This window comes from Sedimentitalea sp. (assembly GCF_039973035.1).
GTDB lineage: Bacteria > Pseudomonadota > Alphaproteobacteria > Rhodobacterales > Rhodobacteraceae > Sedimentitalea.
The window spans coordinates 188,047-211,501 of record NZ_JBDWLR010000094.1 but is presented as its reverse complement, the minus strand read 5'-3'; the positions used below and the strand labels follow the sequence as shown (position 1 = coordinate 211,501).

Below are 23,455 nucleotides of genomic sequence, written 5' to 3'. Positions count from 1 at the left end.
AAAGGACGTTAAAACATGACAATCAGGTTTGACGATCGCGTGGCCATCGTGACCGGCGCCGGTGTGGGGCTGGGGCGTTCACATGCCTTGGGACTGGCGGCGCGCGGTGCCAAGGTGGTCGTGAACGACCTTGGTGCCGCAACGGACGGGTCCGGTACGTCCTCGGATGCAGCGCTGTCGGTGGTTGAAGAGATCAAGGCTGCAGGTGGTCAGGCGATGGCACATGGGGCCGATGTATCGGACCCCGAAGGCGTGGACGACATGGTCAAACAGGCCATGGCCGCTTGGGGTCGCATCGATATCGTTGTGAACAACGCCGGTATCCTGCGCGACAAGACCTTTGGCAAGTTGAGCCTTGATGATTTCCGCAAGGTGGTCGATGTGCACCTGATGGGCAGCGCCACGGTGAGTCATGCCTGCTGGCCGATCATGCGCGAACAGGGCTATGGCCGGATTGTTCTGACCTCTTCGGGCAGCGGGCTGTATGGCAATTTCGGTCAGTCCAATTACGGTGCGGCCAAGGCGGCGATGATGGGCTTGATGAACGTGCTGCATATCGAAGGCGCGCGCGACAATATCCGGGTTAACGTGCTCGCACCGACTGCGGCGACACGGATGACAGAAGCGCTGATCCCGGCGGATGCACTGGCACTGATGGCACCCGAAACAATCACGCCGGGCCTGCTGTATCTGGTAAGCGAAGACGCACCGAGCCGGGTGATGCTGGGCGCCGGAGCCGGATGTTTCGCACAGACGCGGGTCTATGAAACCCAAGGCATCACCTTGACCGGAGAGATCACGCCCGAAGACGTCGCCGAACGGTTTGCAGATGTCACCGATCCGGAAGGGCAGGAAGATCTGGCAAATGCCTTTGAACAAACCAAAAAATATGTGGCCAATGCGTCGAAAGCCCGTGGGCTGACGCTGGACTGGGGCTGAAGGGAATTCACCATGCGCGACATTGCGACCTCCTCTGACGAAATTGCGGATGGCGTATACGCCGCCGCGCCGAGGGACCTGTGATGGTTGCCTGGAAACGGGATGAAAGCCATTTGCCGGCGGCATTGCGCGGCCTGCGCCTGCCGTTGATCGGGTCTCCGCTGTTTATCGTGTCCGGTCCGGAACTGGTGATTGCACAGTGCAAGGCCGGGATCATCGGGTCGTTCCCGGCGCTGAATGCGCGCGAAGCAGAAGGCGAACCGCCATTGCTGGAAGCGTGGCTACAACAGATCAACGACGAGTTGGATCGCCATAATCAGGAGAACCCTGATCGACCTGCAGCGCCCTTTGCCGTCAACCAGATTGTGCATCGATCAAACGTGCGGCTGGAGCGTGATCTGGAGATCTGCAACCACTACAAGGTTCCGATCTGGATCACATCGCTCGGCGCGCGGGTCGAGGTGAACGAGGCGGCGCATGATTGCGGCGGGATCGTCCTGCATGACATTATCAACAATACCTTTGCGAAAAAGGCGATCGACAAGGGCGCGGATGGTTTGATCGCCGTGGCCGCCGGGGCTGGTGGACATGCTGGTCCGCAATCGCCCTTTGCCCTGATCCGCGAAATCCGCGAGTGGTTCGATGGACCGCTGGCACTGTCAGGCGCAATCGCGACAGGAGAGGCGTTGCTGGCCGCGTGTGCGCTTGGTGCGGATTTCGGCTATGCGGGATCTCCGTTCATCGCCACGACCGAGGCGAATGCACAGCCCGCATACAAAGAGATGATCGTATCCAGTGGGGCCGAGGATATCGTGACATCCTCATTGTTTACAGGGGTTTCCGGGAACTACCTTAAACCCTCGATCACCGCTGCGGGGATGGACGCCGAGAACCTGCCGTCAGCCGATGCCAGTTCGATGAACTTCGGATCGGGGTCTTCCAAGCCTAAGGCGTGGAAAGAAATCTGGGGGTCCGGGCAAGGCATCGGTGCGATCAGCAAGGTCACGGATACTGCGGAACTCGTGGATCGGTTTGAGCGCGAATTTCTTGCGTCAGGCGCGCGTCAGGCCAGCGAGTTCACAACCTAGATGGCCGAGCTTCTGGTCATCCGGCACGCTCAGGCGAGCTTTGGGCAGGACAACTATGATCAGTTGTCAGATCTGGGCCACCGGCAATCGGAAATGGCCGGAGAGGCCCTGCGCGCATCCGGTTGGGTGCCGGACCGGCTTGTCACCGGCACGTTGACACGCCAGCAGGAAACCCTTGCGTCAATGGGATTTGCCGAGCAACCGGAACAGCATGCGGGCCTGAACGAGTATGATTTTCACGATCTGCTTTCAGTGCGGTTTCAAGGGGCCGTACCAGACCCGGTGCGCCATGACCGCAAGACCCATTTTCGCACCCTGCGGGAGACCATTCTGGAATGGCAGGCCGGTGGCCTGGCCGACGCAAAGGAAAGTTGGAAAGACTTCTCAGAGCGCGTTGAAAACGCCCGAACATTTGCCACGAATACCGACGCACGACGGGTGTTGGTGATCAGTTCCGGCGGCCCGATTGGCGAACTGGTCAAGGCAAGCCTTGGAGCACCGGACGCCCAGATGATGGCGCTGAATCTTCAGGTCAAGAACACGTCCTGGACGCGGTTCTTCTTCAACGCTTCGACCTTTCTGTTGCATGAGTTCAATGCGACCGCGCATTTTTCCACCCCGGATCGGGCAAAACTGCTTACCTTCAGCTGAGGATCGACCATGACCCAAGAGACGCAAACACTCGATCTTGACGCAGTCGGCGGGTATCTGGCCCAACATCTGCCCGGGTTTTCCGGCCCCTTGTCGGCGAGCAAGTTCGAAACCGGCCAATCCAATCCGACATTCCTGTTGAAAACGCCGGAGCAGAACTATGTCCTACGTCGCAAGCCGCCGGGAACATTGTTGAAATCCGCCCATGCTGTTGATCGCGAGTTTCGCGTGCAAAAGGCGTTGGCAGGCACGGATGTCCCGGTCGCCAAGATGCATTTGCTGTGTGAAGATGACAGCGTGATCGGATCGATGTTCTATATCATGGAGCATATGGACGGCCGCAATTTCAACGATCCCACCATGCCCGACGTCACCAATGAGGTGCGTGGCGCGGTGATTGGCGACATGAACAGGGTACTTGCAGCGCTTCACATGGTCGATATCGACGCGGTGGGGCTGTCCGATTATGGACCACCGGGCAACTATTTCCAGCGACAGGTTGAACGCTGGTCAAAGCAATATCGCGCGTCTGAAACCGATCCTGTCCCGGCGATGGACGACTTGATGCGTCTGTTGGTCGAACAGATGCCCGAAGACGATGGCCAGCGCACTCTGGTGCATGGCGACTATCGGCTGGACAACATGATCTTTGAAAAGGATGGCACGCGCTGTCTGGCGGTGCTGGATTGGGAACTGTCCACGATTGGCCATCCCTTTGCCGATCTCGCATCGGTCATCATGCAGTGGCAGATGCCGCCGGGGCGAGAAGGGCGGGGCCTTGCAGGGGTAGATCGTGAGGCGCTTGGTTTGCCAAGCGACGCCGAGTTCATCGCCCGCTATTGCGAACGTCGTGGGTTGCCGGGAATCGAAAATTTCGGGTTTTACCTGTCCTTCTGCTTTTTCCGGATGGCGGCGATCATTCAGGGCGTTCTGAAACGTGCGCTGGACGGGAACGCAAGCAACCCGGAACGCGCGATGAAGGTGGGCCAGTATGTGCCCGTCTTTGCCGATCACGGGCTCAAGGCGCTAACAGAATAAGGCAGCGCAGTCGCTGTGAAGGGAGGCAATCATGTCGGACACGGAATTCGGAGCCGACCCCGACGAGGCCAAGGATCGCAATTTCATCACGGCGCTGGCGCGTGGTCTGGACGTTCTGCGCTGTTTTCGTCCGAATGAAACTGATCTGACGAACAACGATATTTCCGAACGCACTGGCTTGCCAAAACCAACGGTTTCGCGCCTGACGCATACGCTGTGCAAACTGGATTATCTGATCGCGGATGCGCGGACAGGAAGCTATCGGCTGAGTGCGGGGGTGCTGCAGCTTGGCTATGGCGTGCTGTCGGGGATGGAGATTGGCGAGCGTGCTGCAGACGCGATGCGAGCGCTGCGCAATGGTCCAAATTCATACATCACCTGCGCATTGGCCGAGCGGCACAGGACTGACGCGGTATATGTCGCAGTGCAGAGATCGCGGGAAGAGATATCCCTGACGATGCATGTGGGGTCGCGGCTGCCCTTGTTCTTTTCCGCCATCGGTCGGTCGATATTGGTTGGCATGACCGACGAAGAGCGGGCCGCGGTGCTTCGTTCTGCCGATGAGAGCGATCCCGAGGGGCAGGAGGCGCGTCATGCCAGCATTGAGCGGGCGATAGAAGAATACAAGGCGAGCGGATTTTGCACCGGTTACGGTGATTGGCGACCGGATGTGAACGGCATCGCGGTTCCGGTCTATTCGCTGAGCGGGACTCGGGTTTATGGATTGAACGTGGGCGGGCCGTCATTTCACGTGAAAAAGAAGCAACTTGAACAGCACTATGCAAAGAGCCTGATCGAAGCTGCAGCCGCGCTGAGTTGCGGTCCTTCCCACTAGATCACAGCATAGAATCGGCCTGCAAACCGTGAAACCAAATTTTACTCTGCGAAACAGAATGGGGTGCCTATAGGCGGATTGATCAGGATTTTTCAGTGCGCCCACACGCCAAATTCTAAAGCTGTGTCCTAAAAATCCGTCTCAAACTTGTTGCTCCGAAACGAAGTACGATGTGTCGTATTGATCTGAAACAGGTCATAGATATTTTTTGATAAATTCAATCCAAAACAAAGCGTTACAAATCACTCCTAACACTTCAAACTGGATCGAGATCGACTAGCGCTGATGTCCAATCAATACGAAGTTACCTCAGCCAATTTGATATCGAATCCGCTAGTCGCCGGTCGTGACATGACACTGAGCGAAGCGAAGCAGAATGCTTGACTTTGAACGTCGATATGCAACTCTTTGCTCAGTGCTTGACATAAAAAAATTAAAACTGAGAACAGTCAGGCCGCGTGATAGGGAGGAAACTACATGCGCATCACCACCAGAATAGGTGTATCCAGCGTTCTGGCACTGGCCGTCAGTGCAGGCGCGGCATTTGCCGAGAATATTAAGATCGCTTTCATCGACCCGCTGTCCGGGCCATTTGCCAGCACTGGTACAAACGGTTTGCACCAGTATGAGTTCGCTGCAGACACGCTTGTGAATGAAAAGGGCGGTGTTCTTGACGGCGATATGTTCGAAATCGTTCCGTTTGACAACAAGGTCAGCCCCAAGGAATCCCTGATTCAACTTCAGGTCGCCATCGATCAGGGCATTCGGTATGTTGCCCAGGGCAACTCGTCCGGTGTGGCCCATGCGATCACCGAAGCGGTCGAAAAGCACAACAGGCGCAACCCTGACAGCCGGGTTCTGTTTCTGAACTATGCTGCGGTTGATCCGGCGCTGACGAACGACAAATGTAATTTCTGGCATTTCCGGTTTGATGCAAACGCAGATATCAAGATGGACGCCCTGACCGATGTCATGGCCGAAGACACCGATCTCAAGAAGGTCTACATCATCGGGCAGGACTATTCATTCGGCAAGGCGGTGGCCGCCGCCGCCGTAGCCAATCTGGGTGAGAAACGCCCCGATATCGAGATTGTCGGCAACGAGTTGCACCCGATTGGCAAGGTCAAGGATTTCACTCCCTACGCCCGCAAGATCGTTTCTTCCGAAGCGGATGCCGTGATTACCGGCAACTGGGGTTCAGACATGCTGGGCTTGGGTAAGGCCATCATCGAGAACGGCTATGACGGACCGATTTACACCTACTACGCTGCCGGCAGCGGCATGACAGGCGCATTCGGCGAAACCGGAAAAGGGACGATCCGTTTGGTCAGCGAAGGCCAGATCAACCCGCCGCCGACCGACGAAGCCAAAGCTTATTACGAGGCGTTCAGAGCCAAGTACCCCGATGGCAACATCGATCAGGCGCGGATCAGCAACGTGATCGGCATGTTGGCGCAGGCTATCAACGAAGCGGGTACCGCCACCGACGTGGTTGCCGTCGCAAATGCCTTGGAGGGCATGGAATTTGACAGCATGTGGGGCACCAAAATTTACATGCGGCCGAATGACCACCAGGCAATCCAGAACCTGCATATCAATGCACACACAGACGAAGGTGTAACCTTTGACTATGATGGTTCCGGCTATGGCGTCGTGTCTGAGTCCGCGATTGAGATGGCAGGTATGGACAGCTCCAGTACCTGTGACATGAAACGTCCGTGACCCTAGTACCTGCCCGCCCTGAAATGGGGCGGGCCGGACCGCTTTTCCCCATCACTCAATTCTGCCGGAGGGACTAATGGACCTCGTACTCGTCAACCTGATCGACGGGCTTGTCACCGGATTGCTGTTGTTCATGTTATCCGCCGGGCTGACCCTCATCTTTTCGATGATGGGAGTACTCAATTTCGCCCATGCCAGCTTTTACATGCTAGGCGCCTATTTTGCTTACCAGATCAGTACCTTCATGGGGTTTTGGATGGGGCTGATTATTGCGCCGGTGATCGTCGGGATCGCAGGCGCAGGCATCGAGCGGTATGGGCTTAGAAAAGTTCACCAGTATGGCCATGTCCCAGAGCTGATCTTTACCTTTGGCCTCGCCCTGCTGATCGAAGAAGTGGTGCAATTCTTCTGGGGCAAAAACCAGATGCCCTATAACCCGCCGGAAATCCTGCAATTCACGCTGTTCTCGATCTCCGGAAATTCGATCCCGGCCTACAAGGTCTTCATGATCTTCGTGTCGATCGGCATCTTCCTCGCCTTGCTCTATGTTCTGACGCGGACGCGGGTCGGGATGGTGATCCAGGCGGCATTAAGTTACCCAAGAACGGTCGAGGCACTGGGTCACAACGTACCCTTGGTCTTCATGGGCGTTTTTGGCGTCGGAACTGCGCTTGCGGGTGTCGCCGGAGTCATTGCCGGTCCGGTTCTCGGTACCTTTCCGGGCATGGCATTCCTGTTGGGCTCCATCGTGTTCGTGACCATCGTAATAGGTGGGTTGGGGTCGCTTTGGGGCGCGCTTGTTGCCTCGCTGTTGATCGGTTGGATCACCACCTTTGCCGCCAGCTACAACGTCGCCATGGCCGATATCCTGATGGCCATGGGCTTTGAACAACCCATCGACCTGTCAGAAAGCGCGTGGCGGGATTTGTGGTCGCTGACCTTGCCGCAGATCGGGCCGATCTTACCCTATCTGTTGATGGTGTTGATACTCGTTTTTCGCCCTTACGGCCTTTTTGGAAAGCGTGACGTATGAGCGAGACAACGAAAAACAGCGCAACAGCCCATCACAGCGGCGTTACACTGGCTAATGCGATGCCCTGGATATTGGCAACTGCAATCCTAGCGATTGTTCCGTATGTTTTTGCGTCAAACAGCGCCATCACGATCATGAACCAGATGGCGATTACCATCATCTTTGCATTGGCCTACAACATGTTGCTTGGGCAGGGCGGGATGCTGTCCTTTGGGCATGCCGTCTACATGGGGGTCGGCGGGTTCATGTGCGTTCACATCATGAACTATGTCGAAGACTACAGCTTGCCTTTGCCACTGCCGGTTCTGCCGCTGTTTGGTGGGCTGTTCGGCCTAGGGCTGGCCACGATTGTCGGCTCGTTTTCGACGCGCAAGGCAGGAACCGTGTTTGCAATGATTTCGCTAGGGGTAGGCGAGCTAATCGCGGCCTGTTCGGTGATCATCGTTGTCTTCTTTGGCGGTGAAGAAGGTGTAAGTGGCGACCGAACCTATGGGTTGCCAGTCTTTGGGGTCGAGTTCCTGCAACAGATCGAGGTCTATTACCTGACGGCCTTCTGGCTGCTGCTGTCTGCGTTCCTCATGTATCTCTTTTCGCGCACTCCGATCGGTCGCATGGCCAACGCGGTTCGGGACAACCCGGAACGGGCCGAATTTCTTGGGTATTCAGCGCGTTGGGTTCGGTTCTTTTCCTTCTGCGCATCTGGATTTTTCGCAGGGATTGCAGGCGGATTATTCGCGATCAACTATGAAATCCTGACCGAAGAAAACCTGAACCTCGTGCAATCCGGGGCGATCCTGTTGATCACCTTTCTGGGTGGGGTTGGGTTCTTTTTCGGGCCGATCATCGGAGCGGTCGTTTTCACGTTGCTGCAGACCGTTCTGAGCCTGGAAACCGAGCTTTGGCAGCTTTACGTCGGAGCGCTGTTTGTGGCGACGGTGATGTATTTTCCGGGCGGGCTCGCGGGCATTCTCATGATGCATGTTCCGGCCATTCGCTTGGGCAAGGCTCGGTTGTTGGTCCTACCCTATATCAAGACGTTGCTGCCCGCTGTCATCGGAACACTTGGCCTTGCGGCGATGATCGAGACGGTTTTTCACGTGCGGCATGCCGCGACGGGCGAAGCCGAGATGACCTTGTTCTGGACGACATTCGACAGCCATGCGGTGCTTCCGTGGATCGTGATGATCTTGGTCACCGCGGCCGCGTTCTGGGTGACCCGCAAAAATCTGCCTGAACTCAAGGCTGCCTGGCACGAGGCCAATACGATCGGAGGGACCCCGTCATGAGCAGTCAGCCACAACCGGGCGGGGCGCCTGCGCTTCTGATTGATGACCTGCGCAAGAGCTTTGGCAAGACCGAGATCATTCGGGGGGTGAACCTGTCGATCGGGCGTGGTGAACGGCATGCGGTGATCGGGCCGAACGGGGCAGGGAAGTCGACTCTGTTCAATCTGATCACAGGGAGGTTTCCCTCCAGCGGCGGCAAAATTCAACTGCATGGTCAGGATTTGGGCGGGCTTGCCCCGTTCCAGATCAACCGGATGGGGTTGAGCCGGTCGTTTCAGATCACCAACATTTTCCCGAACATGAGCGTGTTCGAAAATGTCCGCTGTTCGTTGCTGTGGAGCCGGGGCTACAAGTATTCGTTCTGGCACATGGTCAGCAAATCGCGGGAACTGACCGAGGCGGCGGATGCCGTACTTGAGCAGATCAATCTGACCGAGCGGCGCGAACTGCCCGCCGGAATGCTGTCTTATGCAGAACAGCGCGCGCTTGAGATTGGGATCACCATGGCGGGTGGCGCGGATGTGATCATGTTAGATGAGCCGACCGCCGGGATGAGCCATTCAGAAACCGATTACATTATGGACCTGATCCGGCAGGTCACCGAGAGCAAGACGTTGATCATGGTCGAGCATGACATGGGCGTCGTGTTCGGATTGGCCGACTACATTTCGGTTCTCGTCTATGGCGAGATCATAGCCACCGGTCGTCCCGAAGAGGTGCGGGCCAATCCAAAAGTTCAAGAGGCGTATCTTGGCGCCGCACTGGAGGCTGAGCACTGATATGCTGGAAGTCGAAGACCTTCATGCCTACTACGGCAAATCGCACATCTTGCAGGGCGTCAATCTGAACGTTCAGGAAGGCGAGATCGTCGCCCTTCTGGGCCGTAACGGGGTTGGGCGCTCGACCACTTGCAAGGCCATCATGGGCGAGGTTCCTCCGCGGGGTTCGGTGCGGTTCAAGGGGCAGGAACTGGCTGGCAAAAAAGCGTTTGAAGTGGCCAATATTGGGTTGGGGTATGTGCCCGAAAACCGCGACATATTCCCCGGCCTCACCACACGGCAAAACCTGATCCTCGGCCTCAAGCCGGGTCAAAAGGATGGCGCTGGCCGTTGGTCGATGCAGGACATGTTCGATCTGTTTGAAAACCTTCAGAACCGCGCCGATGTCGAGGCGTCGGTACTATCGGGCGGTGAGCAGCAGATGTTGACCATGTGTCGGACCCTGATGGGCGATCCGGATTTCATCATGATCGATGAACCCACCGAAGGACTGTCACCGCAGATGACCCAAAAAGTCGCCGAACTGCTGCAGGAAATCGCAAGGCGTGGGATCGCGACGTTGCTGGTCGAACAAAAGCTGGCCATCGCCATGGATATTGCCCATCGCGTTTACGTCATGGGGCACGGTCATGTGGTTTTCGAGGGAACCCCAGACGAGTTGCGCGCCCGCGAAGACGTGCGCAAGGAATGGCTTGAGGTCTAGACGAGGTTGCCCGCGCGGGTCTGCCTGACGCTTGTAGCGACCGGCACCTGACAAAAACTTGGATATCCCCCTGATTTTTCCCGCCTTTGTCGGTTGAGCTTTTGCCATCAAGGCCGGATAAATGCTGGCACAGACAAGGCCCGTGGCGGGCGCTGGAGAAGGTGTGACAATGGATCATCTCGTACGAACGGATCATGGGCAGGGTGTGACCGAGATCACCCTGCAGCGGGCACCCGTCAACGCACTAAGCGCCGAATTCTTGATGGATTTCGCCGATCTGATCACAGAGTTGACCTCGGATGACTCCGTCAAATCCATCGTTATTGCCAGCGATTTCAAAGTGTTTTCCGCCGGTCTTGATCTGAAGGAAGCGCAGCATTTCGATCTGGCCGCGCAGCATGACATTGTCGAAGGTTTGAATGTCGCGTTCCTGAGCTTGTTCGCCTGCCCAAAGCCCACGATTGTGGCCATAAACGGCGCCGCAATCGCCGGGGGTTTGTTTTTTGTGCTGGGCAGTGATTTTCGTCTGTCTGCACCGACCGCACGCTTCGGCCTTGCCGAAGTCCGGGTCGGAGCGGATTTCCCGGTGGGCCCCATGGAAATCGCGCGCGCAACACTGGATCCAGACACGTTGCGCCGTCTGATGCTGAACGGACAACCAATTGATGCCGAACGCGCCCATGCTGTTGGGATCGTGGATGAGATTGTCCCCGCGGAGGAGTTGAAATTTGCCGCGATCGCAAAAGCTGCTGAGATGGCGATGATCCCACCGCAAACGTTTGCAAATGTGAAGCGTCAGATCCGGGGCGTGGTGTGCGACCGGGTCGAACGCGCAATGGCCGAAGGCGGTAACGCGCCGGACGGGGGCTGGTTCAATGATGAGACCGTTGCCGCGATGAAGCGGGTGATTGGTTAACACAGCCGTACAATGTATGTCGTTGAAGAAAAAAGAGATAAGGGCGAATTGAAATGCAGACCACCAACCCGGATAGTGCTGGCTTTGACTCTGAGCGGTTGAAATGGATAGCGAACTGGATGGACCGCTATGTTCAGGAACGCAAATATCCCGGCTCTTCGGTTCTGATCGCACGGGGCGGGCAAGAGGTCTATTTCAATGCGGCTGGATACCGAAACATCGACGCCGCACTGCCGTTTGCGCGGGATACGGTGGCCAGAATCTATTCCATGACCAAGCCGATCACCACCGTTGCCGCGATGACATTGGTCGAAAAGGGTTTGTTTCATCTCGACGCTCCGGTTTCCGATTTCCTGCCTGCCTTCAAGGATATGACGGCGTTGGTGCCCGGTGCCGAGCGCCTGGATCAAGTGGAACCCTGCGCAAGCCCTACGGTTCATCAGCTCATGACGCATACCAGTGGGCTGAGCTATCCGTTCAATCCAGGGGTGCTCTCGCGAGAAATGGACGAGCAAAAGATCATGTTCGGACCGCGCCAAGGCGTGCTGTCCGACATGGCCGATCAACTGGGTGCCCTTCCTTTGGCATTCCGGCCCGGCAGCCGGTGGGAATATTCCGTCGGGATCGATATCCTCGGGAGGATTATCGAAGTGGTTTCCGGGCAATCGCTGGATGCCTTTTTCGCCGAGACCATTCTCGATCCACTCGAAATGAACGAAACCCGGTTTACCGTGCCGGAAGGAACCGGCGACAGGTTTGCGTCGCTCTATACACCCCTCGCGGGCAGCGCGATGGATCTGAACGCTGCCGAGAAAGGCGCCGATACGTTGCGCCTGACAGACCAGGCCGGGGCGTCACCCTTTGAAAAGGCTACCATGCATTCAGGCGGCGGCGGACTGGTCGGTACGATTGACGATTACATGTCCTTTGTCGAAATGCTGCGCCGAGGTGGTTCCATATCACGCGGGCGGATCCTGTCGCCTAAGACGGTAGAGTTCATGATGCGCAACCATTTGCCCGGCGACATTGCGTCTATGGGACCGCAGAGTTTTGCCGAGCAACCGATGGAGGGCATGGGTTTTGGCCTTGGCGGATCGGTTGTCCTGGAGCCCGGGCGGGTGCGCTGCCCGAGCAGTGTCGGTGATTTCAGCTGGGGCGGCATGGCGTCTACATTCTTCTGGATCGACCCCATTTTGGATGTTTCGGTCGTCTTCTTCACGCAGCTCTCGCCATCCAGCTCTTATCCGGCGCGCCCGCAACTCAAGGCGCTGGTTCACGGGGCGTTGATATAATGAGCGACACGCGTCCGATCCTTTGGAGCCCAACCGCCGAGCGGGCCGACGCGACCCGGATGGCCGCGTTCATCCGATGGCTCAAGAAGACACGCGGTCTGACCTTTGCCGACTACAACGCGCTTTGGGAATGGAGCATTGCGGATCTTGAAGGGTTCTGGACGGCGATCTGGGACTATTTCGACTTGCAAAGCAGCACGCCGCGCACAGAGGTTTTGCAAGAGAGCAAGATGCCGGGGGCTGTCTGGTTTCCGGGGACGCATCTGAACTTTGCAGAGCACATGCTGCGACAGGCGGCAAAGACGGCTGACCGAACTGCGCTGATCGTGCAGTCGGAAACCTTTGGCGAAACCGAGATGAGTTGGGCGGAGTTATCCGCACAGGTGGCGAGCGTCGCCGCACGGCTCCGTGCCATGGGCGTGGGGCAGGGGGATCGCGTCGTCGCAATACTGCCCAACACGGAAACGGCGTTGATCGCGTTTTTGGCAACGGCCAGCATTGGCGCAATCTGGTCGCTCTGCGCGCCGGATATGGGGCATGTGGCAATTCTGGACCGGTTCAGACAGATCGAGCCCAAGGTTCTGATTGTGCAGGACGGGTATGTTCACGGCGGCAAAACCATCGACCGGCGTGCGGTCCTGAAGGAAATCACTGACGGCCTTTCATCCCTGGAGCAAACCGTCTGGCTTTCGGTCGTCGGCTCGATGCCCGAGGGCGGCACAGCCTGGTCAGAGATGACCAGCGGCGACGATGATCCCGAGTTCGCGCAGGTGCCTTATGATCATCCGCTTTGGATCGTGTATTCCTCAGGCACCACCGGCAATCCGAAACCCATTGTTCATGGGCATGGCGGTGTGCTGGTTGAGGGCGCGAAGCAATCCTTGCATCAGGATCTGGATGAAAATGACCGGTTTTGCTGGTTCACATCCTCGGGCTGGATCATGTGGAACGCACAGATGGTCCCATTGGCGCGAGGGGCGACACTGGCGCTGTTTGACGGGGCGCCGAACCATCCTGACCTGTTGGAGCTCTGGCGATTTGTTGCAAAGCACGAACTGACGTTCTTTGGCGCAGGGGCTGCCTTTGTGACCGCCTGCGTCAAGGCGGGTATCCGTCCCGGCGATGCCTTGGACCTCGGCGCGTTGCGATCCATTGGTGTGACAGGCTCGCCATTAACGGCAGACGGGTATGACTGGATTTATGACGCGGTAAAGTCCGATGTCTGGTTGGCCCCGTTTTCTGGTGGCACCGATCTGGCCGGGGCATTTGTCGGCGGCAATCCCATGATGCAGGTGCGCGCGGGCGAGATGCAATGCCGGTTCCTCGGGAATGCTGTTCGCGCGTATGACGAGGATGGCAATGATCTGATCGGGCAGGTCGGAGAGTTGGTTTGCACCGAACCGCTCCCGTCTATGCCCATGTTTTTTTGGGGTGATGACGACGGTGCGCGGCTGCATGACAGCTATTACGATACCTATCCCGGCGTCTGGCGTCACGGCGACTGGATTGAGATCACACCCGACGGTGGTGCGATTATCTATGGGCGGTCGGATGCCACGATAAATCGCAAGGGGCAGCGCATGGGCAGCGCCGAGATCTATCAGGCGGTGGAATCGCTGCCCGAGGTGATGGATTCGCTTGTGGTTGATCTTGAATTTCTGGGGCGCGACAGTTTCATGCCGCTTTTTGTGGTGCTGTCAGAAGGAACAACCTTGACCGATACTCTGCGCGCACGGATCAACAAGGCCATCAGTACTTCGGTCTCAGCCCGGTTTCAGCCCAATGAAATTCTAGAGATCGCCGAGGTGCCGCGAACCTTGTCGGGCAAAAAGCTGGAAGTACCGGTCAAAAAGGTGTTGTTGGGCGGAGATCCGGAAAAGGTGGTCAATCGCGATTCCATGGCCAACCCGGACAGCTTTGACGCATTCATCGCCTATGCGCGGTCGAGGGCGTGAAACTAGGGCCAGAAAGGAACGGGTATCAATGACGGGTGTTGGACAGGAACTGCTGAACCTGCTGGATGTTGAACAGCTTGAGGTGGATCTGTTTCGCGGAATTGGATCCGGCGGCGAAACCGCGATGCGGATATTCGGCGGGCAGGTGATCGCACAGGCGCTGGCCGCAGCCTACAAGACTGTTCCAGACCGACTATGCCATTCGCTGCACGCCTATTTCATCCGCCCCGGTGACCCTTCAATTCCGGTGATTTACAGTGTCGACCGGGCGCGCGATGGGGGCAGCTTTACCACGCGGCGCGTCGTGGCGGTGCAGCATGGCCGACAGATCCTTAACTTATCAGCCTCGTTTCATGTGCAGGAAGAGGGGTGGGATTATCAGCATCCGATGCCAGAGGTCGACGGCCCCGAGGGTCTGGTTTCTCATGCCGAGCGCCGGGATCAGTTTGCTGAGAAAGTTCCCGAGAAAATGCGGGCAGAGTTCCTGCGCCCGCGACCCATTGAAATCCGCGAGGTCGCTCCGCGCGACTTTCTGACGCCAGAGCCAGCTGATGATGTGAACCATATCTGGTTCCGGATGCCCGATGCCAATGGCGCTGATGCAAAGACAGAGCATGTTCTACTGGCCTATGCATCTGACATGTATCTGCTTGGGTCGTCCCTGCGCCCCCATGGGCTGACATGGTTTCAAGGCAAGACGATGACGGCCAGCCTGGACCACGCCATGTGGTTTCATGCGCCCATCCAGTTTGAGAACTGGCATTTGTACACGATGGATGCGCCGTTCACTGGTGGCGCGCGCGGGTTCAACCGCGGGTCGATCTATCGTCAGGATGGCACATTGGTTGCCAGCGTTGCGCAGGAAGGGCTGATGCGCCCGCTGCGCAAGCCGGACGAATGAACGACGGACGTCGGTATCCGAACTGGAAGCCGGGGATCGAACTCCGTGACGAGTGGCTGGCGTCGGTACGAGAAGAGATCCTTGATCCGGATCGTGAGATCGTCGATCCACATCATCACCTGTGGAGGCATGGCGATGCGATCTATGATCTGGACAGGCTGCACCAAGATACCGATGCCGGGCATAAGGTTGTACAGACCATCTATGTCGAATGCCGATCCTACTACGACGACGCCCTGCCATATCCGCCGGTTGGAGAAACCGCGCATGTAGCCGCCTTGGCCGAGACGATCCCCGAGGGCAAGGCGCAGATCGCCGGGATCATTGCGCACGCGGACCTGCGGCGGCCTGACCTGACTGATGTTCTGGACGCACATGTCGCGGCCGGGCAGGGACGGTTGGTCGGTATTCGCCATGCGGGTGCATACGATCGTGAACCGCACAGGCTGATGATTTCGCCACGTGGGGATGCGCGTCTTTATGCAGATCCGGATTTTCGCCGAGGGGTCGCCCTGTTGGGCGAGCGCGGTCTGACATATGACACTTGGCACTACCATCATCAGGCCGAGACGTTTCTGGCGCTTGCAAAGGCGGTTCCGAACACGACGCTCGTGCTTGACCATTTTGGCACGCCGCTTGGGGTAGGGCGCTTTGCTGGTCAGCGGGATGCGATCCACGATGTCTGGAAAAAGGATATGGCGGCGCTGGCCCGTTGTCCCAACGTGACGGCCAAGCTGGGTGGTCTGTCGATGCCCGACAACGGGTGGGCTGGGCATGAATGCGACCGGCCGCCGTCTTCGGATGAACTGGTCAGCGCGCAGGGTGCATGGTTCCAGCACATGATCGCGTGCTTTGGGCCAGAGCGCTGCATGTTTGAGAGCAATTTTCCGGTTGATCGCGTCTCGATCAGCTATGCGGTGCTGTGGAATGCGTTCAAGAAGATGGCAGCGGTTTATGATCGTGATGCGCAGGCCCGCATGTTCGCAGGCACCGCGCGTTCAGTATATGGGCTCTAGCCTTCTCCGTATATCCGGTTGAGCTTGCGCATGCCGCCGATCCAGCGGTCATAATTCTCGGTCTTGAGCCGCATGTATCCCAGAACTTCGGGATGCGGCAGGACCAGAAAGGTTTCGTCGTTGATCGCCTTAACGCAGGCGTCGGCCACCACTTCGGGTTCCAGCAAACCGTCCAGCGATGCAACCGAGTCTTCGTGGCCACGGGTCATTTCGCTGCGCACGGCCTGCGGGCAGAGAACCGAAACGTGTATGCCCTGATCGCCGTGGCTGAGCGCCAGCCATTCTGCCAGACCGACAGCCGCGTGTTTGGTCACGCCATAGGGAGCAGCCCCAACCTGATTGAGCAACCCGGCCGCCGAGGCGGTGTTCAGCAGATACCCGCCGCCGCGTTCGATCATCCGGGGTACAAGATGGCGTGCTGCCCAAACGTGGGACATCACGTTGATATCCCATATCTTTTGCCAATCTTCGTTGGGCACTTCCATGCCGCCGACCGTCAGGATTCCGGCATTGGAGCAAAAGAGATCAATGGGCCCGATGTCGCTTTCGACCCGTTCGATCAATGCTGCAATGTCGCCTTCGCGTCCTACATTCACCTCAAACGCAACGCCATCAATCTGCTCGGCGGTTTCCACAGCGCCGACCAAATTGAGATCGACACAGACCACGGTTTTTGCACCTTCTGCGGCGAACCGCAGAGCCAACGCGCGCCCGATCCCGCTTGCGGCTCCGGTGACAACGACAACCTTGTCCTTTAGCTCCATTTGCTTCCCCTCATGTCCACATGTTGGAGCCACCACATACCGTCAGCGCCTGACCGGTCATGTAGCGGCTTGCGTCCGATGCCAGGAACACGGCAATTCCTTCGAAATCATCGGGTTCACCCAAACGGCGCAGCGGGATGTCCTTGCGGATGCGCTCTTCGACCTCTGGCTTGTCCCAGAGTTCGCGGGCGAAATCGGTTTTGACGAGGCCCGGACAGATGGCGTTGACGCGAATGCCATCGGGTCCGAATTCAGCCGCAAGATTGCGTACGAGACCGATCAACGCCAGCTTGGACATGCCGTAGGTGCCCAGCATTTCCGACGGTTTGAACGCGCCTATCGAGCTTGTGAACATCATCGAACCGCCGCCGGCCTGTGCCATGTCTGGTGCGACCATCTTGGCAAGCCAGAGGTTGGATTGCACATTTGCCGACATGGTCTTTTCATAGGCATCGTCCGGTATGTCCGAGGTCGGCCCATAGTATGGATTGACCCCGGCATTGCCGACAAGAATGTCAATCGGACCCGCCCGCTCGTGTGTAGTGTCCACCAGCGCCTGCAATTGTTCTTTTGAACCGATATTGCAGCCCACCGGAATGGCGCGCGCCGCGCCGGTTTCCGCGTTGATCCGCGCGGCGGCGGCGTCAAGCTGGTCCTGTTTGCGCGCCGAGATCACAACCGTCGCGCCCTTGCGGGCAAGGGCTGTCGCCATGTGCAAGCCCATGCCCTTTGAGGCCCCGGTGAGTACCGCGACCTTGCCTGTCAAATCAAAGAGATCCGTCATTCTTTTCAGGGTCCTTCGAACATGCGGCCACGATTCTGACCCTTGCCGTCAGACTTGCGGTGGTTCGAATCCTGAAAATCCTTCACTTCGGCGCGTGCGACGACGTGGTGGTGCACTTCGTCAGGACCATCGGCAAAGCGCAGCGTGCGTTGCCCGGTGTACATTTCCGACAGAGGCGACCACTGCGAAATCCCGGTTGCGCCATGCACCTGCATGGACTGGTCGATGATCTGACAGACCTTTTCAGGCACCATCGCCTTGATCATGCTGACCCAGATCCGTGCCTCTTTGTTGCCAAGCACGTCCATTGCCCGCGCGGCCTTGAGAACCATCAGGCGCATGGCCTCGATCTCGATCCGCATCCGCGACACCGTTTCCATGTTCTTGCCAAGATCAATGATCTTTTTGCCGAACGCTTCGCGCGACACACCGCGTTCAATCAACAGATCCAGCGCCTTTTCCGCCTGACCGATCGAGCGCATGCAGTGGTGGATGCGTCCGGGCCCAAGGCGAACCTGGCTGATCTCGAAACCACGTCCTTCGCCCCAAAGCATGTTGGTCGCGGGAACACGTACATCCTTCATCCGGATGTGCATATGCCCATGAGGCGCGTCGTCATGGCCAAACACACACATCGGGCCGACGATTTCGACACCCGGCGTGTCCATCGGTACAAGGATCTGGCTTTGCTGACGAAATGTCTCGGCCTCTGGTGAGGTTTTGACCATGCAGATCATGATCTTGCAGCGCGGATCACCGGCACCGGAGATATAGTATTTCTCGCCATTGATGACCCATTCGTCACCTTCAAGGACTGCGCTGGTCGAAATGTTGCGCGCATCGGAGCTCGCGACGTCAGGCTCGGTCATTGCAAAACAGGAGCGGATTTCGCCCGCGAGCAACGGCTTGAGCCACGTCTCTTTCTGCTCTGGTGTTCCAACCCGTTCCAGAACTTCCATATTTCCGGTATCGGGTGCCGAACAGTTCAGTGTTTCGGGCGCGAGTGGGCTTTTGCCCAGTTCTGCCGCGATATAGGCATAGTCCAGATTTGACAGACCTTCGCCGGTTTCCGCGTTTGGCAGAAAGAAGTTCCACAACCCGGACTCACGTGCTTTGACCTTGGCGCTCTCCAACAACTCAAGCTGACCCGGCGCATATGACCAGCGCTCGGCGCGACCTTCTCCGAGGCGATAGAATTCCTCTGTAATCGGGTCGACGTTCTCGCGGATATGTTTGACGACGGCCTCAAGCAACGGTTTGGCCTTGTCGGACATTTCCAGATTGTTGAGTTCCAGTGGCGTGTTGTCATGGACCATATGGGATCCCCTTCCTGTTTATTCAGTCAAATATGTGCATCGCCTGCAATTGGCTTTGCGAATTCACGAGCGGTTTTCTTTTCATCCAGACTTGCGAGGCATTGATCGCGCAGCGCACGGCGGTCGATCTTCTCGGTTGCGCCACGGGGCAGGGGTGTCGCCTGCATCCAGATACGTTCCGGTACTTTGAACTTTGCGATATGCTCGGAAAGAAAGCGGATCAGATCTTGGTCTGTCGCGGTTTTAGACTTGTCGATCTGTGCCGCTGCGCCGACGACCTCGCCCAGTCGGTCATCCGGTACGGAAAATGCGCAGGCCTCGACTACCGCCGGGTGCCGATGCAGGGCCTCCTCAACATCCAGACAGGCGATGTTTTCACCGCCGCGGATAATGATGTTCTTGCGCCGATCTACAATCGTGACAAAGCCGTCTTCGTCCATGTATCCTAGATCACCGGTGCGCAACCAGCCATCCTGCAAAACCTCGGCCGTTGCCTCGGGTTTGTTTAAGTAGCACCGCATGTTACACGGACTCTTAACTGTGATTTCACCAATCGAACCCGGTGACACATCTTGCCCGTCTTCATCAACAAACCTGAGGTCCTGAATTGGCGGATACAACCGTCCTGCGCTGCCGGGGCGATTTACATAATCGTTGCCAACCATCCCAATCCCGTTGGCGTTTGTTTCGGTCATGCCCCAGCCGGTCGCGACTTCGGCATTTGGAAACGCTTCGTTCAGGCTCGCAACCTGCGCTGGCGGGCGTTTGGCACCGCCAGACCCGATATAATCCAGGCTTTCCAGAGAGATGCCCAGCGTTCTTGCCGCTTGCGCCAACTCGAATGATTGCGTTGGTACGCCCAGAAACCGCGTGATTTCTTCTCGTTCAATGATTTGTGCCGCTTTGATGGGGTCCCATTTCTCCATCAACACGATCTTGGCGCCCGCTGGCATGCTGAGCAGGAACAGAGGGTGTGTTGCTGTGACGTGAAACAGCGGTGTTACGACCAGCACGGCCGGGCGAGGGGGGGTCTTAGCATCTGGCGCTGGCGGATTGATCAACGGTGCCATCGCGGCCTGCATCAACCACGTGAAAACTGCGTTCATCGCGCCACGGTGGGTCTGAACAACGCCTTTTGGATGCCCGGTGGTGCCCGAGGAATACATGATTGCAAAGTCGTCATCGGTATCGATGGGCGTGTCCGGTGCCTCGGCGGTTGTCGTGGTCCTGATCAGGTCGTAATAGCGCGGCTCTGTCAGCGATTCACCGTCCCGAACGCCGATCACACTCAGTTCCATCTCATCGGTCAATGGAAACAACTTCTGGCAACGCTCTGCATCGGCGAGAACAATGCGAGCCTGGCTGTCACCGAGCGCATATTTCAGTTCTTCAGTCGTCCACCAAGCATTCAGGAAAACAGTAACGCCTCCAAGCGAGGCTATAGCCATGATAAGCACCAGGTATTCCGGACAATTGCGCATCGCAATCGCGACAGGTGTGCCGTTCTTTACGCTGAATTGTCTTTCAAGGGCATTCGCTACCGTGTTGATCTCAGTAATAAACTCATCAAAGCTCCAACGTTCCTCATTCAGCACGAGGTATTCGGCAGAGCCTTCGCCTTGTGCTTGTCGCGACGCTTGAAGCAACGCTCTGGCGTGAGGTGGAATGTTTTTGAACGCACGATACTGAACCCCGCGAATATCAACGGTTTCCAACTCGAACACCGGTTGGGTTGCGGTCAGATGGCGAGCAGCCTCATCAAGAGTCAGACCGCTCACAGGTTCAGACCAAACGTTTGGGTGCCGCGCAAGCGGTGCAGAACAACCATCAGACTTCCTCCCGAGGCATGTGCAGTTGCGCGAACTTCAAAGTCCGAACAAAGGCGACTCTGCCAATAGAGGAATGTTAGACTGGATCGCAGGGACTTCCAATGGTGTACCGCATGACGGAACTGCGTTTCACTAAACCTAAAGCAACGCGGTCGACCTAATGTAAAATATTAACATAATTAACATAATACTGATTATAGGAATATTGGATGCGCACTGGGTGTGCCGACACTGGATACCGGAACCTCTGCTATCTCTCCGATCAGAAACAGAAACACTACCCCATACGCATATCGAGTTCTTGATGAAGGCTCATGATTGGAAAATCGCGGTCGACGAAACGTACGACCGCGATTTAACATACTCCTCTAGAAAAACGCCTGAAGCCCAGTCTGGGCGCGCCCCAGTATCAGAGCGTGGACATCGTGTGCGCCTTCGTAGGTGTTGACGGTTTCCAGATTCAACAGATGACGGATCACTTGATATTCGAGGCTGATGCCGTTGCCGCCATGCATGTCTCTCGACAGTCGCGCCACATCGAGCGCCTTGCCGCAGTTGTTGCGTTTGATGATCGAGATCATCTCTGGCGCAGCATTGGCCTCATCCATCAAGCGACCCACACGTAGGCTTGCCTGTAGACCAAGCGCGATTTCGGTTTGCATGTCTGCCAGCTTTTTCTGAAACAACTGGGTCTGGGCCAGAGGACGTTTGAACTGATGGCGGTCCAACCCGTATTGCCGCGCCGCGTGCCAGCAGAATTCCGCAGCGCCCATCGCGCCCCAACTGATGCCATAACGCGCCCGGTTGAGACAGCCGAATGGCCCCTTCAAACCCTGAACATTGGGAAGCAATGCATCTTCGCCAACTTCAACATCCTCCATGACGACCCCACCGGTGATCGATGCACGAAGACTCATCTTGTTGGCGATCTTTGGGGCGCTCAGCCCCTTCATTCCTTTCTCAAGGATGAAGCCACGGATTTTGCCGCCATGTTTCTCGGATTTCGCCCAGACCACGAACACATCCGCAATTGGCGCGTTTGAGATCCACGTCTTGGACCCGGTCAGCTTGTATCCTGTGGCCGTCTTGACCGCGCGGGTTTTCATCCCTGCCGGATCGCTGCCGGCGTCAGGCTCGGTCAGACCAAAGCAGCCGATGAATTCACCGCTGGCCAGTTTCGGAAGGTATTTCTGGCGTTGTTCCTCGCTTCCATAGGCATAGATCGGATACATCACCAGCGAGCTTTGCACCGACATCATCGACCGATAGCCGCTGTCGACCCGCTCCACTTCGCGCGCGACCAGGCCATAACTGACATAGCCCGCACCGATGCCGCCGTATTCCTCAGGAGTAGTCACACCCAACAGGCCCATTTCACCCATTTCACGAAAGATTCCGGGATCGGTGTCTTCGTTGGCAAATGCATCCAGAACACGGGGCTGCAGCTTCTCCTGCGCATAGGCCCGGGCGCTTTCCGCGATCATGCGCTCGTCCTCGGTGAGCTGATCTTGCAGCCGCAATGGATCTTCCCAGTTGAACTGGCCGAGATCAGGCGCGTCTTTGGCCTTGAGACTGGGTTTATGCGATATGTTCATGTATTGCTCCTGAGCGGGCTGACTTTTCGGCAGCATACGCGGCATATGGGTTAAAATACAGCGAGACATTCACATATATTCATGAGTAAATCGCATACATGAATACCCCTCGCCGCCTTTTGCCAACAATTTCGTCTCTGCGCGCGCTTGAGGCGTTGGATCGTCTTGGCAGCGCGACCGCCGTTGCCCAAGAGCTTTCGCTGACCCAAAGCGCAGTCAGCCGACAGTTACAGGTTCTCGAACACCAGATGGGACTGGACCTGATCGCGCGCGACGGTCGCCGATTAACGCTGACACCTGCGGCGCAGAAATACGCCAGCGAAGTAAGACAGGCGCTCGAACAGATTGCGCAGGCGTCATTGCGGCTTCGGATTGCACCGGATGGCGGAACCTTGAACCTCGCGATCCTGCCGACCTTTGGGATGCGCTGGCTGGTCCCCCGCCTGCCGGAATTTGCACGCCTGCATCCACAGGTTACGGTCAACATGAACACCCGCCTCCAGCGCTTTAACTTTGCCAACGAAGGCTTTGATGCTGCAATTCATTTTGGAAACGCCGATTGGCCGGGGACCGGGCATTTGCTGCTCAGACATGAACATCTGTTGCCCGTTTGCGCCCCGTCTCTGGTTCAGGACCCCGGGGCGCTGACGCCAACGGACCTGTCGCATATGCCACTCTTGCATATCGAAACGCGCCCGGATGCCTGGGCCGATTGGTTCCGTGCACAAGGTGTTGCGCTCACCGGATCGGTGACCGGAACGCTCTATGACCAGTTTTCAACCATAACGCAGGCGGCGCAGCATGGATTGGGTGTTGCACTGATGCCGGACTACCTGGTTGAACAGGACCTCGCCCTTGGTCATCTGATCGCGCTGCACGATGCCCCGATCGAGGCACAAGGCGCCTATTATCTGGTCTGGCCGTTGGACAAGGCGCAGGATCCCGCGTTGAAACAGTTCCGCGAATGGCTGGCGACGCAAGCAGAACCCGAAGATCCCCTGCCCCGTTGAAAA

At 57.3% G+C, this 23,455-nt stretch carries 21 protein-coding genes; 16 read left to right on the top strand and 5 right to left on the bottom strand.

Annotated features, from left to right (window positions below; translation table 11 throughout):
• The first annotated feature begins 15 nt into the window (after positions 1 to 15).
• The 15 genes from ABJO75_RS25980 to ABJO75_RS25910 all read left to right on the top strand — a co-directional run bounded on the left by ABJO75_RS25980 (position 16) and on the right by ABJO75_RS25910 (position 16,154).
• Positions 16 to 939 carry an SDR family NAD(P)-dependent oxidoreductase gene (locus tag ABJO75_RS25980; RefSeq protein WP_348125354.1) on the top strand — a complete coding sequence of 308 codons (924 nt, stop codon included), beginning with the start codon at positions 16 to 18 and terminating at the stop codon, positions 937 to 939.
• Between the two features lie 83 nt (positions 940 to 1,022).
• On the top strand, positions 1,023 to 2,027 hold the full coding sequence (locus tag ABJO75_RS25975; RefSeq protein ID WP_348125352.1) for a nitronate monooxygenase family protein: 1,005 nt from the start codon (positions 1,023 to 1,025) through the stop codon (positions 2,025 to 2,027).
• A complete protein-coding gene (locus ABJO75_RS25970; RefSeq protein ID WP_348125350.1) occupies positions 2,028 to 2,678 on the top strand; it encodes a histidine phosphatase family protein in 651 nt (216 codons plus the stop codon). It abuts the gene before it with no gap.
• Between the two features lie 9 nt (positions 2,679 to 2,687).
• Positions 2,688 to 3,716 carry a phosphotransferase family protein gene (locus ABJO75_RS25965; protein WP_348125348.1) on the top strand — a complete coding sequence of 343 codons (1,029 nt, stop codon included), beginning with the start codon at positions 2,688 to 2,690 and terminating at the stop codon, positions 3,714 to 3,716.
• Positions 3,717 to 3,747: 31 nt separating this feature from the next.
• A complete protein-coding gene (locus ABJO75_RS25960) occupies positions 3,748 to 4,551 on the top strand; it encodes an IclR family transcriptional regulator (protein WP_348125346.1) in 804 nt (267 codons plus the stop codon).
• A 477-nt stretch (positions 4,552 to 5,028) separates the two neighbouring features.
• Entirely contained in the window at positions 5,029 to 6,273 is a 1,245-nt protein-coding gene (locus ABJO75_RS25955; RefSeq protein WP_348125344.1) for a branched-chain amino acid ABC transporter substrate-binding protein, read from the top strand.
• Between the two features lie 76 nt (positions 6,274 to 6,349).
• Complete coding sequence (locus tag ABJO75_RS25950) at positions 6,350 to 7,306, top strand: branched-chain amino acid ABC transporter permease (RefSeq protein WP_348125342.1); 957 nt, start codon at positions 6,350 to 6,352, stop codon at positions 7,304 to 7,306.
• The gene (locus ABJO75_RS25945; RefSeq protein WP_348125340.1) at positions 7,303 to 8,592 is read left to right on the top strand and encodes a branched-chain amino acid ABC transporter permease; all 1,290 of its coding nucleotides are present in this window, start codon (positions 7,303 to 7,305) and stop codon (positions 8,590 to 8,592) included. The genes ABJO75_RS25950 and ABJO75_RS25945 overlap by 4 nt, the downstream gene beginning before the upstream one ends.
• Positions 8,589 to 9,371: an ABC transporter ATP-binding protein gene (locus tag ABJO75_RS25940; protein WP_348125338.1), complete on the top strand. Its 783-nt coding sequence runs from the start codon at positions 8,589 to 8,591 to the stop codon at positions 9,369 to 9,371. Before ABJO75_RS25945 ends, ABJO75_RS25940 begins: the two co-directional genes overlap by 4 nt.
• 1 nt (position 9,372) lies before the next feature.
• A complete protein-coding gene (locus ABJO75_RS25935; RefSeq protein WP_348125336.1) occupies positions 9,373 to 10,074 on the top strand; it encodes an ABC transporter ATP-binding protein in 702 nt (233 codons plus the stop codon).
• A gap of 169 nt (positions 10,075 to 10,243) precedes the next feature.
• A complete protein-coding gene (locus tag ABJO75_RS25930) occupies positions 10,244 to 10,990 on the top strand; it encodes an enoyl-CoA hydratase/isomerase family protein (RefSeq protein WP_348125334.1) in 747 nt (248 codons plus the stop codon).
• A gap of 53 nt (positions 10,991 to 11,043) precedes the next feature.
• A complete protein-coding gene (locus ABJO75_RS25925) occupies positions 11,044 to 12,282 on the top strand; it encodes a serine hydrolase domain-containing protein (protein ID WP_348125332.1) in 1,239 nt (412 codons plus the stop codon).
• Complete coding sequence (locus ABJO75_RS25920) at positions 12,282 to 14,237, top strand: acetoacetate--CoA ligase (RefSeq protein ID WP_348125330.1); 1,956 nt, start codon at positions 12,282 to 12,284, stop codon at positions 14,235 to 14,237. Before ABJO75_RS25925 ends, ABJO75_RS25920 begins: the two co-directional genes overlap by 1 nt.
• Positions 14,238 to 14,265: 28 nt before the next feature.
• Entirely contained in the window at positions 14,266 to 15,138 is an 873-nt protein-coding gene (locus ABJO75_RS25915; protein ID WP_348125328.1) for an acyl-CoA thioesterase II, read from the top strand.
• Complete coding sequence (locus tag ABJO75_RS25910) at positions 15,135 to 16,154, top strand: amidohydrolase family protein (protein ID WP_348125326.1); 1,020 nt, start codon at positions 15,135 to 15,137, stop codon at positions 16,152 to 16,154. The genes ABJO75_RS25915 and ABJO75_RS25910 overlap by 4 nt, the downstream gene beginning before the upstream one ends.
• Here the strand turns inward: ABJO75_RS25910 and ABJO75_RS25905 are convergent.
• The 5 genes from ABJO75_RS25905 to ABJO75_RS25885 all read right to left on the bottom strand — a co-directional run bounded on the left by ABJO75_RS25905 (position 16,151) and on the right by ABJO75_RS25885 (position 22,442).
• Complete coding sequence (locus ABJO75_RS25905; protein WP_348125324.1) at positions 16,151 to 16,918, bottom strand: SDR family oxidoreductase; 768 nt, start codon at positions 16,916 to 16,918, stop codon at positions 16,151 to 16,153. The two genes, ABJO75_RS25910 and ABJO75_RS25905, sit on opposite strands and share 4 nt — an antisense overlap.
• 10 nt (positions 16,919 to 16,928) lie before the next feature.
• On the bottom strand, positions 16,929 to 17,702 hold the full coding sequence (locus tag ABJO75_RS25900) for an SDR family oxidoreductase (RefSeq protein ID WP_348125322.1): 774 nt from the start codon (positions 17,700 to 17,702) through the stop codon (positions 16,929 to 16,931).
• A 5-nt stretch (positions 17,703 to 17,707) separates the two neighbouring features.
• Complete coding sequence (locus ABJO75_RS25895) at positions 17,708 to 19,018, bottom strand: acyl-CoA dehydrogenase family protein (RefSeq protein ID WP_348125320.1); 1,311 nt, start codon at positions 19,016 to 19,018, stop codon at positions 17,708 to 17,710.
• Positions 19,019 to 19,044: 26 nt separating this feature from the next.
• A complete protein-coding gene (locus tag ABJO75_RS25890) occupies positions 19,045 to 20,796 on the bottom strand; it encodes a class I adenylate-forming enzyme family protein (protein ID WP_348125318.1) in 1,752 nt (583 codons plus the stop codon).
• Between the two features lie 419 nt (positions 20,797 to 21,215).
• Positions 21,216 to 22,442: an acyl-CoA dehydrogenase gene (locus tag ABJO75_RS25885; RefSeq protein ID WP_348125316.1), complete on the bottom strand. Its 1,227-nt coding sequence runs from the start codon at positions 22,440 to 22,442 to the stop codon at positions 21,216 to 21,218.
• A gap of 98 nt (positions 22,443 to 22,540) precedes the next feature.
• Between ABJO75_RS25885 and ABJO75_RS25880 the strand changes: the two genes are divergently transcribed.
• Complete coding sequence (locus tag ABJO75_RS25880) at positions 22,541 to 23,452, top strand: LysR family transcriptional regulator (protein WP_348125314.1); 912 nt, start codon at positions 22,541 to 22,543, stop codon at positions 23,450 to 23,452.
• Positions 23,453 to 23,455: the final 3 nt, after the last annotated feature.